The sequence below is a fragment of the Arthrobacter sp. KNU40 genome (assembly GCF_051515115.1).
GTDB lineage: Bacteria > Actinomycetota > Actinomycetes > Actinomycetales > Micrococcaceae > Arthrobacter.
In genome coordinates, this window is record NZ_CP195850.1 from 172137 (window position 1) to 188293 (window position 16157).

Here is a 16157-nt window from a genome sequence, read left to right on the forward strand (position 1 = left end):
CCGTCGCGCCGCACGGCAATTGTCCCGGTTGCCGTCTGGGTGTCCAGATGGGATGCGGCCTTTCCGGTCATAGGTGAGCGAGCGTCGTGGGATTTGGCGCCATAGGTGAGCGAGCGTCGGAGAAAACACCGCCATAGGTGAGCGAGCGTCGGAGAAAACACCGCCATAGGTGAGCGAGCGTTCGGGGCGAGTCGGGCAGCTACCCTTCACGCCACAGGGGCAACGGGACGACGCTGCGGCTTCGTCCGGACTCGTCCAACACGTGCCCGAGGCGTTTGTAGTTGCGCACCACGGCTTGCCGGGAGATCACAGCGCTCCCTGGCGCGCGCTCCGCCAGTTCGCGCTCGTGGCCTTGGACCTCCAGGTAGTCGCGGACCCAAAGTGTCACGAGCAGATTCTGGGCACCCAGAACCTGGGCGCTGAGCCTGCAATTCGGCAGGGCAGCGAAGTACCGCCCGACGGCGTCAACATGGTGGGCGGGCACGTTGAGGATCAGGCTCACTTCCCTCAGTCCTTGTTGGGCGGAAACGGAGGTATCGCACCTCAGCGTCATGTAGCCGGACGCGAGGAACCGTTCCACCCGCCGTCGGGCCGTTTGGGGAGAGACGCCGCAGGCGGCTCCCAGTTCCGCCCAGCTGGCCCGCCCGTCCTTGGCCAGTTCCGCCAAGAGGGACGCATCCAGCCGGTCGGGAGCGTAGGCGGCCGGGGCAGGCAGGGGTTCTGCCGACATGAGCCGGGCCCGCGCAGGTTCGAGGGTGCCGCTGCGCCAGTCGGAAGCCTGCCGGTACAGCTTGGTGACGAAGACGACCTCCCGGTGGGTCACTCCGGGGAGGCCTGCGAAGGAGCCGGTGACGATGTCCATGAGCTCTTCGTGGCTGGAGGCGAAGCAGTCCACGAAGAGGTCGTGCGAGCCGGACACCAGCGAAACCGTTCCGAATGCCGGCTCCGCGCACAGCTTTTGGACCAGGGCTTCGTTCTCGCTTGGAAGTGAAGAAAGGCTGATGAACGCCGACCAGCCAGCACTCAGATAGCGCGGACCCGGGGCCGGGGTGATCCACGCCAATTTCTGCTCGGCAAGGGAGTTCCAGCGGCGCGCGACGGTAGGCCCGGACAAGCCCAGGACATCCCCCACGCGGCTCCAATCGGCACGGGGATTGATCTGTAGGGCATTGACGATTTCAAGGTCAGTTTCGGAGATCATGGCTGATTCCTTCAAAATTCGCGATTCTCAGAGGATTTCAAACAAATTCCTAGCCAGTGTAGACGGTGGACCTAGCGTTGTGACTCGCATCACCCACTCGCATCCCAACGCCCAGGCAACTTCGCCCCCAACACTCAAGGAAGCACATGGCAAGCAAGACAGCACCTCCAGCGACGGCGGCGGTCGCTCGCCGGACCATCACGGGAATGATCGTGGCGATGGCCCTGATCGAGTCGCTCAGTGGAGTCACCCAGGGTTACCTGAACCCGATCCTCCCCGCCCTCGGGCCCAGCTTTTCGATCGACGACCCCACCATCAACGGCATTTTCCTGATCTCCAACGTGAGCTTTGCCGTGCTCACGCCGATCATCTCGCGGCTCGGCGACAGCTACGGCTACCGGCTCGTACTCCGGTGGTCGACGGTGGTAGTCGCGGCCGGTGTCCTCATAATGGCGTTGTGGCCCTCGGTGTGGACGGTGACAATCGGCGTCGTCATGCTCACGTGCGTGGTCGGCTTCATCCCTCTCATGATGGGCATCCTGCGGGTGAGCAGCCCGGCGCAGACGCGCACCGGCGTTAGCGTGATGATCGGAATGCTCATGATCATGGTTGGCGCAGGGGGCCTGCTTGCCGGGATCATCGGCGTCGACGATCCCACCCTCGGTTTCTGGGTTGCTGTGCCGTTCGCGGTTGTGGGGCTGCTTTGCTCATTCGTTCTGCCCGACGCCGGAACCCCCACCCGCGAGGGACTCGCCCTGGTGCCGCTCCTGGCGTGTTCCCTCGGACTGATCGGCTTTGTCGTGGCTCTTTCGATGGGACCTGACTGGGGTTGGCTGGATGTCAAGACCCTCGGATCCGGAATCATCGGCCTCGCGCTGTTGGCCTACTGGGTGGTCCTGGACGCCCGCAACGTCAGCGGGATGCGCTTCATGGACCTACGGATGCTTGCCATCCCGCGCATCCGGACGGTCTCGCTCGCCACCTTCTTCTTCGGTTTTGCCTCCATCAGCTACTTCGGTACGAACGGGATCTTCCTGTATTCAAACCCGGACAAGACAGGCTACGGCTTCGCGCTCAGCCCGCTCATGATTGCCATCGTCCTGGCCGTCGCATCCGTGCTCTCACTGCTCGCCTCCCTTCTGACCTCAAAGGCACTCAGCCTGTTCGGCGAACGGGCCACCCTGGTTTTTGCCGGGCTCCTGTTGGCGGGCGGCTTCCTGGTCATGGCAGCTGCGCACGGCTCCCTGGCCGGCTACTGCACCGGATTCGCCATGTTCAACCTAAGCCTTGGCATGTACCAGGCAGGAACCCGGGCTCTGTCCGTGGAAGGCGTTCCGCTGGAGGAAACTGCGACGGCGGCCGGCCTCAACGAACTGGCGCTGTCCGTGGGCATCGCGGTGGGCGCCGCCGTCGTGAAGCTCATCTCTTCGTCTTCAGTCCAGTCAGGGCACATCAGCGAGGGCGGGCTCCTTTCCATCTGGATTGCCCTGGCCATCGCAGCCCTGATTGCTGCGGCAGCAGCGGCCCGTTACCCGAAGGTGCAAACCGCGGCGGCCGCAGGGGTCGCCGCATGAAAGCTGCTGCCGCGAAAGCCGCTTCCCTGGAAACCGCAACGCCCGCCACCGCCTCCTTGACCGCCGTCGAGCGCTCCGTTTCTGCCGCTCTGGAGCGCTGGGAGCCGGAAATCCTTGGCCTGAGCCACGCGATCCACGCCGATCCCGAACTCAGCGGGCAGGAGTTCCGGGCCGCCAAGCGGGTTTGCCGCCTGCTCCGGAGCGCGGGGTTCAACTTTGACGGTCCGCAGCCGCTGCTCCCTGCTTCCTTCAGCGCGAGGTTCGGGACGGGTGAGCTGGTGGTCGCGTTGTGTGTTGAGTACGACGCGTTGCCCACCATCGGGCATGCCTGCGGACACAACGTGAACGCGGCCTGTGCTGTGGGGGCGGCACTCGCGCTCGCTTCCGTCGCCGATGAACTCGGGATCACAGTCAAGGTCCTTGGCACCCCCGCGGAAGAGACCAGCGGGGGCAAGGTGGACCTCATTGGCGAGGGTTTCTTCGAGGACGTCTCCCTCGCGATGATGGCCCATGCCGGCGCCGAAGATGTCATCGGCGGCTCATCCCTGGCCATGGGTATGTGGGACGTGCTCTACGAAGGCCGCCCTGCGCATGCCGCGGCCGCTCCATCCGAGGGGGTCAATGCCCTCGACGCGCTCGTGATTGCACAGACCGCCATTGCGTTGGCGCGGCAGCAGCTTCCGCCCGGCACGGTTGTTTCGTTGATCGTGACGGAAGGCGGGAGCGCCGTCAACGTCATACCCGAGCGGGCACGGGCAAACGTCGAAATGCGTTCACCCAGCATCAAGAAGCTGCGCGTGATCGAGGAACGCGTGCGGCGCTGCCTGGAAGCGGGCGCCCTTGCCAGTGGGAGCACGCTCAAGGTCACGCCGAAGGGCAATGCCTACGCTGAGCTCAGGCAGGACCGGTACCTTTCCGAGGCCTACCGCGAAGCGATGTCCGCGCGAGGGAGGGCCGTAGCGTTCAACGAAGAGCCAGTGGCTTCCACGGATATGGGCAACGTCTCGCAACTGGTCCCAAGCATCCATCCGCTGCTCGGCTACGACGTTGGCGGGGCCGCCCACCACACCGCCGAGTTCGCTGCCCACGGCTCGTCGGCCTCCGCGGACCGGGCGGTCCTGGACGGTGCCTTCGGCCTGGCCCTCGCCGCCAGTGCTGCGGCAATCGATCCGCGGCAACGGGAACGGCTGCTGAACGTCCATCGCTAAACGCGGTGATGGTGGGTGCGGCTCTACCGCTGCGTTCCGGAACGCAGCCCACGGGCCGCACCCACGAATTCACACCGTCGCACGGTCTGGTTCCCGCCGTCGAGCGGGCGGACAATGATCTCAGCAGTTCGCGAAGGAGTGCGATGGGATTCTCGAGGCAACAAAAGACGTCGGCGGGTATGGCCGCATTTGGCCGCTCACGTGATCCCGTGATCGATCTCGCCCGGTTCTTCTGCCTCATTCTGGTGGTGCTCTCGCATTGCATGATGGTCAGCCCGGTCCTGCACGCGGACGGCACTGTCACCACCGAAAACACGCTCATGGAACAGCACTGGTTCGAACCCGTCTTGTGGGTGTTCCAAGTGATGCCGCTGTTCTTCGTCCTTGGCGGCATCACGGGACTGGAGTCATGGCGTCGCCTGCGCGCGCGCGGCGGCTCCGGCGTCGATTATGCGCAACTGAGGCTTTTGCGCCTCATCCGTCCGGCAACTGCGTTGCTGGCCTCGATGTTCGTGGGGTTGTGGGCCGCAAGACTGCTTGGCGTCGACCCGGAAGTGGTCCAGCTCATCGCGACTGGGGCGGGCATGCCCCTGTGGTTCCTAGCCGCGTACCTCGCAACTCAACTCAGCGTTCCCTTGCTGGCCCGGCTGCACGGACATTCCCCTTGGTTGACCCTCGGCGGGCTCGTGGCCGCCGTGATCACCCTTGACTCCCTGCGCGGGGCGTTTCCGATGCTCGCTTTCGTCAACATGCTGTTTGTGTGGTGTGCGGTCCAGCAATTCGGCTTCTTCATTGCCGATGGCATCTTCGCCGGACGCAGCCGGGGCTGGTTCGCGGGGTTGATCGTGGGAAGCAACCTTCTGCTGGGGTTCGTGACCGGGATCGGGGTCTACTCCGGAAATATGATTGTGGACCTGAATCCGCCCAACTTCTGCATGCTGCTCTTGGGTCTGTCCCAGGCGGCAACGCTCCAATTGCTGCGTCCCGCCCTTGCCTGGGTGGCTGGGGTGCGCTGGATCCGTTGGGTCGTGGCCGTGGCGGGCCGGCGGTCCATGACGGTCTATCTGTGGCATTTGCCGCTGCTCGCAGCCATGGCGGGGCTGCTTCTCCTCACGGACTTCCCCAAACCGGCGGCAGGTACGGCCGAATGGTGGTGGGCCCGCCCATTGGTGCTGGTCGGCGTCCTCCTCCTCTTGCTCCCGGTCCTGCTGCTGTGCGGCAGGCTTGAAGAGCGCCCGACGGCGGCCAGCCACGCGCGCGGCAGGACGCACGTCGCGGTGGTGACTGCCGGCGTCGTGGTCTTCATTCCGGTGGTGGACGCCGCCTTCAACGGACTCACGCTGACCCTTCTTGGTGGGGGAGCGGCGTGCTTCGCGCTGGGTGTGCTACTGCTGGGACGGGTGCCGGCCGGAGTCCTTTCCGCAGCGGTTCCCGATGCCCCTGCCGTGCCATTGCCAGAGCCCGGTTTACGTGCGAATCTCGACTCATGACTGAGTTCACGGATTCAACCGCAGAGTCGTTCAGCCCGGACGTGACAACGGTCCGGAACGACAAATTCCACCGCTACGAGCTTCTTGTTGACGGTGAAGTAGCCGTGATCTCGCAGTTTATGGACAAACCCGGCCACATCGACTTCCTCCACACCGAGACGCGCTTGAAGTTCAAAGGCCGCGGGCTGGCAAAGGTCCTGGCGCACTTTGCCCTGGACGACGTGGTCGCCTCCGGCAAGCGGATCATTCCGCATTGCCCGTTCATTGCCGCCTATCTGCGCAAGCATGAGGGCTACGAGCTCGACGTCGATTGGCCGCCGGAGGCGCCGGTGGGGGAACCGGACAACGAATAGTCAGTCCGCCGGGCTGTGCTGCCGCAGCACACCAGGCGCGTGCCCGTGCGCGTGGCAAAGGCAATGGCATACAGCGCACGCCGCGTGAACCCCGTCCCTGCAATCAAGGGTCACATAGAACACCCTGGAACTGCCGTCGCGGGCCCGCGGCGTGCGTTGAATCATCTGAACTTCCCGTCGAGTGCATTGAGTGGTCGGGTCATTAGTGAGTGGGCGCAGACGCGGGATCGTGACGCAGTTTTGCCTAAGATCTATCGTTTGAGGGCGACAATGGCGTCGTGTTCGTCGCGGATTGCCCGGCCGCGGGACATGCCAGTGACTCCCATGGCGCTGATAATTTCGCCGCCGTGCAGGTGATCGGAGGCACTGACCAGGTACGAAAAGCTCAATATCGCTGATTCCCCGGCGGACAACGTTCCGATGTGCAGGTCACCGTCTTGTGGCCTGGACGTGTAATCAAGGCTCTCCATTCCTTCATTGGTAAAGGAGCGAGGAATGAGGCACACATTGCGGAGTTGGACCTTGGAATCGTTGATGATCCAGGCGGAGAAGGTAATGGTCTCCCCTGGGGCCGCCGCCGACTTGTCTGCCCCGTAAACGAGGACAATATTCCCGACTTCCTTCTTTCGGGCAAGCGTTCCTGAGCGGAGTCGGGTCATGCCAGTTGAGTGTGGCTCGGGGCGGAATCGTGTTGCCGCGGGTGAAAGTCGCTGCGGTTGAGAACCTGTCCCTGCGTAAGAATCAAGTCAAATGCAATTTCGGATGTCACACTGGATGGTTATGGGGCAGGTTTCAGAGGACGGTTCGAATGGCGGAGACGCGTCGATGGCCGTGCGGCACAGCGACCCTCAAATCATGGCCATGGTGCGTGACGGCGATGTTTCCGCCTTCGATGTGCTGTTCCAGCGGCATTTGGCGGCAGCCCAGTTCGTTGCCCGGGCCCAGACGGACAATGTCAGCGACGCCGACGACGTCGTGTCCGAGGCGTTTGCCTCGATTTTCCAAGCCCTGACTGAGGGCAAGGGACCCGACCAGTTCTTCCGCTCCTATCTTCTGACTGCAGTGCGGCGAATTGCCTACGACCGGAACCGGAAGGCCAGGCGTACCCAGAGCGTGAGCGACGTCGACGCCTTGGATACCGTTGCCCTCGACGCGGACACCGTTCTGGACGCCTTTGAATCCAGCACCATGGCGAAGGCGTTCAAGTCGCTTCCGGAACGCTGGCAGGCGGCCCTCTGGCACGTGGACATCGAAGGCCTGAAACCCGCCGCAGCCGCACCATTTATAGGATTGAGCCCCAACGGCGTCTCCTCGCTCGTGATCCGGGCGCGCGAGGGGCTCAGGCAGGCCTACCTGCAAAACCACATCAAGGTGGCCAGCGACGACTCATGCGTTGAATTTTCGAGCCAGCTGGGAAAGTACGCCCGCGGCGGCCTGAAACGCGCCTCGTACGAAAAGGTCAAGGCCCACCTGGAGGAGTGTCCGAAGTGCATGGCTGTACTGGTGGAACTCAACGACGTCCAGGCAGGCATGCGGGCGCTTGTCTTCCCCTTGGTGGTCGGGGTGGTCTTTACTCCGGCAGTGACCGCCGGATTTTTCCCCGGAACCGTACTCCTGGAGTCGCTTCTTCCTGGAGGGGTTCTCCCGGAGCCATTCCTTTCCAAGACGTTCCTTCCTAAGACGTTCCTTCCGGCAGGGGCCGCACCGATCGCCGCCGGACTGCGGTCGGTGGGTGGATTTTGGACGATGGCAGCTGCCGCGTTGGTCATGGGCGGCCTCGTGATTGGGGGCATCCTCGCGTGGCTGGGACAGACCGGCCCGACGCCACTCGCTGAAGCCGATGTTGCGAGCGGCGCGCCGTCGGTCCAACAGTCCTTGCCGCAACCGGCCCCGACGGCCCCGATGGCACCCGCACCGAGCCCGGCGCCGACGGCGGCCCCGTCCGCCATCGCGGCGCCGCAACCCCCGGCGCCCGCGCCAATCGTGCCAGAGGCGGTTCCTGTGCCGCAGGAGACGGTCAGAGTGGTTGATTCAGGAACCGTCATCACAACCCCGATCCGGCAGACGGGTTCGTTGACGATCCATAAGTATGAGAAGCCGGCGACGGCGACCGGCTTGCCCAGCGACGGAACGGTTTTGACCGCCGCGCAGTTGCAGGGACTGACCCCGATGGCTGGGGTGACGTTCACGGTGCAGAAGGTGAACGACATTGACCTGGCGACGAATGCGGGCTGGGCTGCGGCGGCTGCGCTGACTCCGGCTCAGGCCGCGGGGCAGGCGGCGGGCCCGGGTTCGACGGCCACGACCGGCGCGGCCGGGACGGCGACCCTGGGGAATCTCCCGCTGGGCCTGTATCTTGTGACGGAAACCGGCTACCCGGCCGGTGTGACTCCTTCGGCCCCGTTCCTGGTGACGATTCCCATGACGGACCCCGCTGGTGGGAACGGCTGGATGTACGACGTGAACGTCTACCCGAAGAACGCCGTGACGACAGCGACGAAGACCGTTAACGATGCGTCGGTGGTCAAGCTCGGCGACAACGTGCAGTGGACCATCAGCTCCGACATCACGAATGTCAACCCGATCGATGGGTACCGGGTGGTGGACAAGCTTGATTCGAAGCTGAGCTACAGCGACTCGACGGTGGCGCTCTCCAACGGGACTACCCTAACCCTGGGCACGGACTACACCATCGTCCCCGACGCGGCCACGAATACCCTCACGGTCGACTTCACCGTCAGCGGCCGGGCCATCCTGGCCGCCAACCCCACCGCGAAAGTCATGGTCACGGTGAACACCACGGTGAACGCGGTCGGTGAGGTCGCGAACACGGCCCTTGTCTACCCGAACGCGGCCAGTTTCGCGATCACCCCGGGCCAGCCCGGCGGTCCGGTGGCCACGCCTCCGGTAGTGACCAAGTGGGGCAACATCGTGCTGCACAAGAAGGATTCCCAGAGTTCGGCGGCCTTGGCGGGTGCGGTGTTCTCGGTGTATCCGAGCCGGGTCGATGCGCTGGCGGGCACCAACGCTATCAGCGTCGGAGGTGCCAGTTCCTGGACCACCGATGCCACTGGCAACCTGGTGATCTCCGGTCTGCGGTACTCCGGCTGGGCCAACGGGGCGGCCGTGGGCACGGGCGAGGCCGGCTACCAGTCCTACTGGCTGGTGGAGACGAAGGCCCCGGCCGGGTATGCGCTGCTCGCGGAGCCGGTCGAGACCGCGGTCACCGGCACTGACCCCTCGACCGTGACGGTGACGGTCGAGAATGTCCTGGCGAACGCCGCCGGATTCCGGCTGCCGCTCACCGGTGGCGTGGGAACCTGGGCCCTGACCGCGGGCGGGATCCTCGTGCTCGCAGGCGCAGGCCTGTTCACGGTCACCGGCCGCCGGAAGCGCACCGAAACAAAATAAGCACTCCGCGGTGCTGGCTGCCCGGAACCTGAGCGAGCGATGTCACGTTCTGAAAATATTTTCTGATTTTCGCGTCACGATCCGCGAATAACTCCTACTACTTTAGTGGGTGGCCGTTTTTCCCCACTTAATTCAAAAAAATTGAATCTGTTTTCTGCGACACGAATCGTGGGAAGCGCGCACTTGAAGGCTAGAGACCATCTGCGTGCCTGCTCCCGAAAGTGATGCAAGAAAAGCCTATGAAGCAGTCCCTTCCAGCCAAGCTGCTGGCAATTCTCCTCGCCGCCACGATCGTCTGCCTTGGCCTGGGCGGCGCCCTGCCTTCACCCGCGAATGCGACGCCGGGCACCCCGGGCGTGCCCCAGGCAGCTACACCGGTTTTTACGGAAGACTTCAATGCTTCTCCGGATACAACGGCATACGGGGCGAAGTCGTACTCTGCAGCCGGGTCAACGCTCTATCTCAGTCAGACCGGCCAGACCTACACCGGATCGCCTAAATGGATCAACGGAAACCGCTGCAACGGTATCATTCTGAACTACTCCAATTCGGCGGCTCCCTCTTGGGCTCTGTCCGGTACCGGGCCCTCGGACTCCGGCGCCAACGGTCGGTGCTCGGAGGCCCCCTGGGCTAACGGTTACCAGTTCCTTCGGATGCTGGCTTTGGCGATGGGGCAGCAGTTCGATCCAGGCTCGCCGTCGACCTACAACGTGGTGAGCTCGTACACGGAGTGCCCGACCACCTTGAGGGATACCGGCGACTGTGACGTCTTGCCGGTCGGCCCGAATGTCGCCACTGGCAGCGTCATGTTCAAAACTGCCCAGCCAATCGCGACGGTCCCCGGCCACTACTACGCCTTCAGCGTCAACACCGCGTACATAAACTGCGGTGCGCCAAGCACTGACCCGGGTTACCAATTCGCCACCGTTGATCCCCTCACCGGCGCGGTCATCAGGAACCTGGGTACTCCGCTCAACGGCTGCTCGTCAGCCAGCACCCCGAACGTACAGACCTACACGCAGACGGTGACGAGCAATGTCGGCGGAAACTTCGGCACCGTCACCAGGAACGTGAAGATCGCTTCCATGACCACAAACCAGGCATTCCAAGCGACCGGCACGAGTATCGGCCTGGAGATGTATAACACGAACGGGTCCACCGTCGGCAACGACGGGGCGTTCAGCAACATCAGCCTCGTGGACGTGACGCCGCAGTTGGACAAGTCGTTCAGCCCGGCGCTGATCGCTCCGGGCCAGACCTCGACGGTGACCCTGACGGTGACCAATACGAGTGAGCTGAACACGAAGAACGACTGGAGCATCACGGACACGCTGCCTGCCGGTGTCGTGATCGCCCAGAACCCTGCGATCGGCGGGACGTGTGTCCAGCAGGGGGGTGCGGCGTTCGTCAGGACGGGGGTTGCTGGGTCGAATGTCTTCACGGCCACCGGCGGGGATCTTGCCTTGGGGCAGGCGTCCTGCACCACCACGTTCAATGTGACGGCATCCGCGGAAGGGACGTATGTCAACGGTCCGGCCAACATCGTGACCAACCTCAGCCCGCCGACGGACGCCACTTTGACGGTCCGGGCGCCGCGGATCACGTTGACGAAGGCGCTCGGGGCGCCGCGTCAGGCGGCGACGGATCAGTTCACGATGCAGATCCGCACCGGCGGCCCGAATGGCACCGTGGTCAACAGCACTGCGAGCTCGACCACGACTGGTACGGGATCATCAGTAACTGCGGGATCCGGCACCACCGGCGCTTACGCGGCCACGGCCGGAACAACGTACACGCTCACCGAAGCGGCCGCCGGGACCGCGAACCTGGCGAACTATGCCAGCACCATCGCCTGTACGGACTCGTCCGGATTGCAATCCGGTTTGCCGAACGGTGCAATTTTCACCGGATCGCTGGCCATCACGCCGGTGGCCGGGGCCAACATCGCCTGTACCTTGTCAAACAGGGCTCTCGCAATGCCCATCATCAATGCGGCCAAGCAGGCAGGCGCGGTCACCGGTCCGGATACGAACGGCAATTATGTCGCCAACTACACCGTCACCGTCTCCAACACGGGCTCGGCCGCCGGCACCTACGGTGCCCTGACCGACACCCCGGCATTCGCGTCGAACCTGGCTGTCACGCGTGCTGCCTGGACAACGTCCGGGGCCGGGGCCCCTGCCAGCGGCTCGTCCCCGACCCCCGGCCCATATTCGCTGACCCAGCCGGGTGTCGCCATCGGCCCGGGAGTCACGCACAGCTTCAGCCTCGCGGTGACGTTCCACTACACGAACACCAACCAGCCAACGGCCTGCGCCGGCCCCGGGACCGGCCTGTTCAACTCCGTCTCCCTGCCGGGAGGCCAGGAACAAGGCCCGACGACGGACAACGCCGCCTGCGGTACCCTCCTGCCCAATTTGGTGGCCTCCAAGAGCGTGGATCCGGCGGCCGGGATCATGGTCCAGTCCGGGCAGGCTCTGACGTACACGCTGGCCTTCGACAACACGAACGGCACCGCCCCGGCCCCTGTCAGTTACACCGACTGGCTCGGGGAGGTCCTGGATGCCTCTTCCTTTGTGGCCAACTCCATCAACGCGACCACCACGGGAGGTGTCGCACTCTCCGTTGCCGACACCTCCGCAGCGGCAGCACCGACCCTGGCCATCACGGGCACCGTGGCTGCCGGCGCGAAAAGCGTGGTGACCTATCAAGTGAAGGTCAATAGCACCGGCTCCCTGGGCAACGCTTCGCTCGAGAACTACCTGACGCCCTCGACTGACACCACCCCACCAACGAGTTGCGCGGCCAGCAGCACCACCTGCACTGTTAATCCCGTGGGCTCGTGGAGGCTCGGCAAGTCTGCGTCCCCGGCCTCGGGAACGTCCATCAACCCGGGCGACCCGGCTGCAAACAGGGTGATCACCTACACGGTGACAGCCACCAGTTCCACCGTGAATCCCATCTCTGGTGTCATCCTTAGCGATGACCTGGGCCAGGTACTGAACAACGCCACATTCACCGCAGGTTCGGTGGGACTGACCATCGATGGCGGCACCCCACTCGCAGTTCCTGATCCCGGTGCTGACAGCAAGCTGGTCACCCTGCCATTTACTCTGCCCGGCAATGGCACGGCGGTTTTGAGCTACACGGTCACGGTCAACCCCACTGCGTGGCTCGTCACCCTGAAGAACGGGGTAACCGGCAACGGTGTCATCCCTCCGGCACGGTGCGTCACGGACAGTGCGGCGCCGCTGGACCCGGCCTGCTTTACCACGAATCCCACTACCGGCCACCTGTTCGTGCAAAAAGCAGGAGCCGGGTCAGTCCAGGGTTCCACCGTCCCGCTGACCGGCTCGAGCTTTGAGATCCGCAATGATGCTGCCGGGCAAATGGGCACGACAGTTGTCGGAGTGAACAGCGATGTGTCCGGGTCACCCGGACTGGTCGAGGTCAGGAACCTGACCCCAGGAACGTACTGGCTGCTCGAAACCAAAGCCCCGAACGGTTACTCGCTCCTCGCGACCCCCGTGAAGTTCACCGTTGCGGCGAACGGCGCCATCGTCTTGGACACGGCCACCGCGGGAACGTCAGTAACAGTCAACGGCTCGACCATCACCGTTCTTGACATGGCCGCCGTCAAACTCCCATCGGCCGGCGTGCCAGGCACTCCCGGCCTCTTCGCAGCGACCCTCGCAGGACTACTGCTCCTCATGATTTCCCTCGCCCTCATCATCTTCGGGCGAGCGAACAAGTCCCCACAAACCCAAACTCCGTAGCGCAGATCGGCGCAAATCAATGGGGGAAACAAGAAAGGAACACGATGAAATCATCGAAGGCGAGGCGCAGCATAATAGCCTCCCTGGCCGCAATAGCCTCAGCGGGCATGCTTGCTCTCGGGGCGGGAGGTGCAAGCGCGGCAAATACCGCGAACATCGATCCGTCCAAGACAGGTTCTCTGACCATCCATAAGTATGAGAAGCCGGCGACGGCGACCGGCTTGCCCAGCGACGGAACGGCATTGACCCCGGCCCAGACCGCGGCACTGACCCCGATGGCTGGGGTGACGTTCACGGTGCAGAAGGTGAACGACATTGACCTGGCGACGAATGCGGGCTGGGCTGCGGCGGCTGCGCTGACTCCGGCTCAGGCCGCGGGGCAGGCGGCGGGCCCGGGTTCGACGGCCACGACCGGCGCGGCCGGGACGGCGACCCTGGGGAATCTCCCGCTGGGCCTGTATCTGGTGACGGAGACCGGCTACCCGGCCGGTGTGACTCCCTCGGCCCCGTTCCTGGTGACGATTCCCATGACGGACCCCGCCGGGGGGAACGGCTGGATGTACGACGTGAACGTCTACCCCAAGAACGCCGTGACGACAGCCACGAAGACCGTTAACGATGCGTCGGTGGTCAAGCTCGGCGATACCGTGCAGTGGACCATCAGCTCCGACATCCCGAATGTCAACCCGATCGATGGGTACCGGGTCGTGGACAAGCTTGATTCGAAGCTGAGCTACAGCGACTCGACGGTGGCGCTGTCCAACAACGCGGCGTTGACGGTGAATGCTATGTCAACGCCGCCGCGGACGGACTACACCATCGTCTTCGATGCGGCCTCGAACACCCTCACTGTCGATTTCACCGCCAGCGGCCGGGCCATCCTGGCTGCGAACCCCACGGCCAAGGTCCTGGTCACGGTGAACGCCACCGTGAACACGGTCGGTGAGATCACGAACACGGCTCTTGTCTACCCGAACGCGGCCAGCTTCACCATCGCCGCGGGCCAGGCCGGCGGCCCGGCCGTGACCGCGCCGGTGATCACCAAGTGGGGCAACATCGTGCTGCACAAGAAGGATTCCCAGAGTTCCGCGGCACTGGCCGGTGCGGTGTTCTCGGTGTACCGGACCCAGGCTGATGCGCTGGCCGGCACCAACGCTATCAGCGTCGGAGGGACCAGTTCCTGGACCACCGATGCCGGCGGCAACCTGGTGATCTCGGGCCTGCGCTACTCCAACTGGGCCAACGGGGCGCCAGTGGGCCCGGGCCAGCCCGGCTACCAGTCGTACTGGCTGGTAGAGACCAAGGCCCCGACCGGGTATGCGCTGCTTGCCCAGCCGGTCGAGACCGCGGTCACCGGCACTGACCCCTCGACCGTGACGGTGACGATCGAGAACGTCCTGGCGAACGCCGCCGGATTCGCGCTGCCGCTCACCGGTGGCGTGGGTACCTGGGCCCTGACCGCCGGCGGGGTCCTCGTGCTCGCAGGCGCAGGCCTCTTCACGGTCACCGGCCGCCGGAAGCGCACCGAAGCAAAATAAGCACTGCGCGTGACCTGCTCCCCTTGATGCAGGGTATGGGGCATCCACCAACTGGTGGATGCCCCATACTGCTCCCGTCCATCAAAGCAAGAGGCCCAAATGACTCAAACCCTCGAGGAATTCATGGAGGGTTCCGAAACCGGCCCGAAAGACCACCCCGGGCGCACCAAGACCCGCAAGGTGTTACGTAGGCGCACGAGCATGCGGCGCGGCCGTGCTGACCGGAGATTTGTGACGATGATGGTCATCGCGGCCGTCGGGTTTGGCCTGATCCTGTACCCCCAGGCAGCCGACTGGTTCAGCTCAATCTCGCACAACAGCAAACTTTCCGGCTACGCGCAGGAAGTCGATCAACTCGAGCCCTCGGCCCGGACGAAAGTCTTGGACCGGGCACGCGAATACAACTCCCGTGTCCCCGCTGGTCAGCTGCGGGACCCTTACTCCCCGCACGCCCCCGCGACGGCTTTGGAAGAGCGACTGAAGGACTATCGGAGCCAGTTGAATGTCGCCAACGACGAGGTGGTCGGCAGATTCCGGTACCCCTCCGTGAAAATCGACCTGCCGATCTTCCACGGGACCAGTGACGAGGTCCTGGCCAAAGGCGTGGGCCACCTCTACGGTTCCTCCCTTCCCGTAGGCGGCTCCGGCACTCACAGCGTTCTGACATCGCACTCGGGGATCCCGAACGCGGAACTCTTCAACCCCCTCCACAGTGCGAAAACGGGTGACATCTTCTCCACCGAAGTCATGGACCACACGTTCCTCTACACGGTGAACAGGATCGACGTGGTCAAACCGGATGACGTTTCCTCACTGAAAATCACCCCGGGCCAGGACTCCATCACCCTGATCACGTGCACCCCCATCGGAGTGAACTCACACCGGCTCCTCGTCCGCGCCTCCCGGATCGCAGACATCCCCAAAGACGCCCCGGAACAGAAAACCCTCGCTGGACGCCAAGCCGACACCGGATTCCCGTTCTGGGCGGCGTATTTCGTCGGCGGACTGCTGGCGTTCTACCTGGCTTCCCGTGCGTGGAACCACCGACGCAACCGATGATTCAAACGCTCCGGGCACGCAAGGGCCTGAGGGCGCCTACCTCCAGACAAGGAAGCACCACAATGGCCACACAATTCAATCTCTACGTTGACGCGGATGCCTGCCTGAGGTTCCAGCTCGTCACAGGAAATGGGGACGTGCTGCTCACCTCCGAGCCTTTTGAGGACGAGGATGCGGCAATTGCTGCGATCTGGTCAGTGCGCGAGGCAGCGCTCCACGGGCACATCGTTGATCTCACCGCTTCGATGCCGGAGAACCACCCAACGGACTGAGTCATGACCCAGCATTTCGACGGACTTCCGGAAATATTTTGCGAAGTTCGCGACACGATTCACACCACTGCGACACAAAGTTAGTGCCTGGCATGCGAAGGAATGAGAATCCTCGCGGACCTGTTGGGGGCCGCTACGGAGGCGTCCATTCTCGATGGACCGCATGTCAGGCCGTGCCCACATGTGGTCGTGTGCCCCCATGCGACCCACGGCCAAGGGCATGTGCAGGGGTCCAAGGATCCCTGCACGGCGTGCGGCTGGATCTGAGACCCCCA

The 16157-nt window shown here is 64.1% G+C and carries 11 protein-coding genes; 9 read left to right on the forward strand and 2 right to left on the reverse strand.

Annotation, left to right across the window (positions count from 1 at the left end; translation table 11 throughout):
- Window positions 1-199: 199 nt before the first annotated feature.
- Window positions 200-1201: an Lrp/AsnC family transcriptional regulator gene (locus ACSKT0_RS00845; RefSeq protein WP_437772083.1), complete on the reverse strand. Its 1002-nt coding sequence runs from the start codon at window positions 1199-1201 to the stop codon at window positions 200-202.
- A gap of 146 nt (window positions 1202-1347) precedes the next feature.
- On the opposite strand from ACSKT0_RS00845, the gene ACSKT0_RS00850 reads away from it, so the two are divergent.
- The 4 genes from ACSKT0_RS00850 to ACSKT0_RS00865 all read left to right on the forward strand — a co-directional run bounded on the left by ACSKT0_RS00850 (window position 1348) and on the right by ACSKT0_RS00865 (window position 5826).
- A complete protein-coding gene (locus tag ACSKT0_RS00850) occupies window positions 1348-2775 on the forward strand; it encodes an MFS transporter (RefSeq protein ID WP_437772084.1) in 1428 nt (475 codons plus the stop codon).
- Entirely contained in the window at window positions 2772-3983 is a 1212-nt protein-coding gene (locus ACSKT0_RS00855; RefSeq protein WP_437772085.1) for an amidohydrolase, read from the forward strand. The genes ACSKT0_RS00850 and ACSKT0_RS00855 overlap by 4 nt, the downstream gene beginning before the upstream one ends.
- A 143-nt stretch (window positions 3984-4126) precedes the next feature.
- Entirely contained in the window at window positions 4127-5473 is a 1347-nt protein-coding gene (locus ACSKT0_RS00860) for an acyltransferase family protein (protein ID WP_437772086.1), read from the forward strand.
- Window positions 5470-5826, forward strand: a complete 357-nt coding sequence (locus ACSKT0_RS00865) for a GNAT family N-acetyltransferase (protein WP_437772087.1) — start codon at window positions 5470-5472, stop codon at window positions 5824-5826. The genes ACSKT0_RS00860 and ACSKT0_RS00865 overlap by 4 nt, the downstream gene beginning before the upstream one ends.
- Window positions 5827-6077: 251 nt before the next feature.
- On the opposite strand, the gene ACSKT0_RS00870 is transcribed toward ACSKT0_RS00865, so the two are convergent.
- Window positions 6078-6485, reverse strand: coding sequence for a hypothetical protein (locus tag ACSKT0_RS00870; RefSeq protein WP_437772088.1), 408 nt, complete (start codon window positions 6483-6485; stop codon window positions 6078-6080).
- A 121-nt stretch (window positions 6486-6606) separates the two neighbouring features.
- Between ACSKT0_RS00870 and ACSKT0_RS00875 the strand changes: the two genes are divergently transcribed.
- The 5 genes from ACSKT0_RS00875 to ACSKT0_RS00895 all read left to right on the forward strand — a co-directional run bounded on the left by ACSKT0_RS00875 (window position 6607) and on the right by ACSKT0_RS00895 (window position 15882).
- Complete coding sequence (locus ACSKT0_RS00875) at window positions 6607-9237, forward strand: SpaH/EbpB family LPXTG-anchored major pilin (RefSeq protein WP_437772089.1); 2631 nt, start codon at window positions 6607-6609, stop codon at window positions 9235-9237.
- A gap of 239 nt (window positions 9238-9476) precedes the next feature.
- Window positions 9477-13013 carry a SpaA isopeptide-forming pilin-related protein gene (locus ACSKT0_RS00880; RefSeq protein ID WP_437772090.1) on the forward strand — a complete coding sequence of 1179 codons (3537 nt, stop codon included), beginning with the start codon at window positions 9477-9479 and terminating at the stop codon, window positions 13011-13013.
- A gap of 44 nt (window positions 13014-13057) precedes the next feature.
- Complete coding sequence (locus ACSKT0_RS00885; RefSeq protein WP_437772091.1) at window positions 13058-14551, forward strand: SpaH/EbpB family LPXTG-anchored major pilin; 1494 nt, start codon at window positions 13058-13060, stop codon at window positions 14549-14551.
- Between the two features lie 99 nt (window positions 14552-14650).
- On the forward strand, window positions 14651-15610 hold the full coding sequence (locus tag ACSKT0_RS00890) for a class C sortase (RefSeq protein WP_437772092.1): 960 nt from the start codon (window positions 14651-14653) through the stop codon (window positions 15608-15610).
- Between the two features lie 62 nt (window positions 15611-15672).
- The gene (locus tag ACSKT0_RS00895) at window positions 15673-15882 is read left to right on the forward strand and encodes a YegP family protein (protein ID WP_437772093.1); all 210 of its coding nucleotides are present in this window, start codon (window positions 15673-15675) and stop codon (window positions 15880-15882) included.
- The last annotated feature ends 275 nt before the right edge of the window (window positions 15883-16157 follow it).

What these genes read in the sequence shown, in the direction of transcription:
- ACSKT0_RS00845 (WP_437772083.1), bottom strand. Translation starts at nt 1,201, where the DNA reads ATGATCTCCGAAACTGACCTTGAAATCGTCAATGCCCTACAGATCAAT.
- ACSKT0_RS00850 (WP_437772084.1), top strand. Translation starts at nt 1,348, where the DNA reads ATGGCAAGCAAGACAGCACCTCCAGCGACGGCGGCGGTCGCTCGCCGG.
- ACSKT0_RS00855 (WP_437772085.1), top strand. Translation starts at nt 2,772, where the DNA reads ATGAAAGCTGCTGCCGCGAAAGCCGCTTCCCTGGAAACCGCAACGCCC.
- ACSKT0_RS00860 (WP_437772086.1), top strand. Translation starts at nt 4,127, where the DNA reads ATGGGATTCTCGAGGCAACAAAAGACGTCGGCGGGTATGGCCGCATTT.
- ACSKT0_RS00865 (WP_437772087.1), top strand. Translation starts at nt 5,470, where the DNA reads ATGACTGAGTTCACGGATTCAACCGCAGAGTCGTTCAGCCCGGACGTG.
- ACSKT0_RS00870 (WP_437772088.1), bottom strand. Translation starts at nt 6,485, where the DNA reads ATGACCCGACTCCGCTCAGGAACGCTTGCCCGAAAGAAGGAAGTCGGG.
- ACSKT0_RS00875 (WP_437772089.1), top strand. Translation starts at nt 6,607, where the DNA reads ATGGGGCAGGTTTCAGAGGACGGTTCGAATGGCGGAGACGCGTCGATG.
- ACSKT0_RS00880 (WP_437772090.1), top strand. Translation starts at nt 9,477, where the DNA reads ATGAAGCAGTCCCTTCCAGCCAAGCTGCTGGCAATTCTCCTCGCCGCC.
- ACSKT0_RS00885 (WP_437772091.1), top strand. Translation starts at nt 13,058, where the DNA reads ATGAAATCATCGAAGGCGAGGCGCAGCATAATAGCCTCCCTGGCCGCA.
- ACSKT0_RS00890 (WP_437772092.1), top strand. Translation starts at nt 14,651, where the DNA reads ATGACTCAAACCCTCGAGGAATTCATGGAGGGTTCCGAAACCGGCCCG.
- ACSKT0_RS00895 (WP_437772093.1), top strand. Translation starts at nt 15,673, where the DNA reads ATGGCCACACAATTCAATCTCTACGTTGACGCGGATGCCTGCCTGAGG.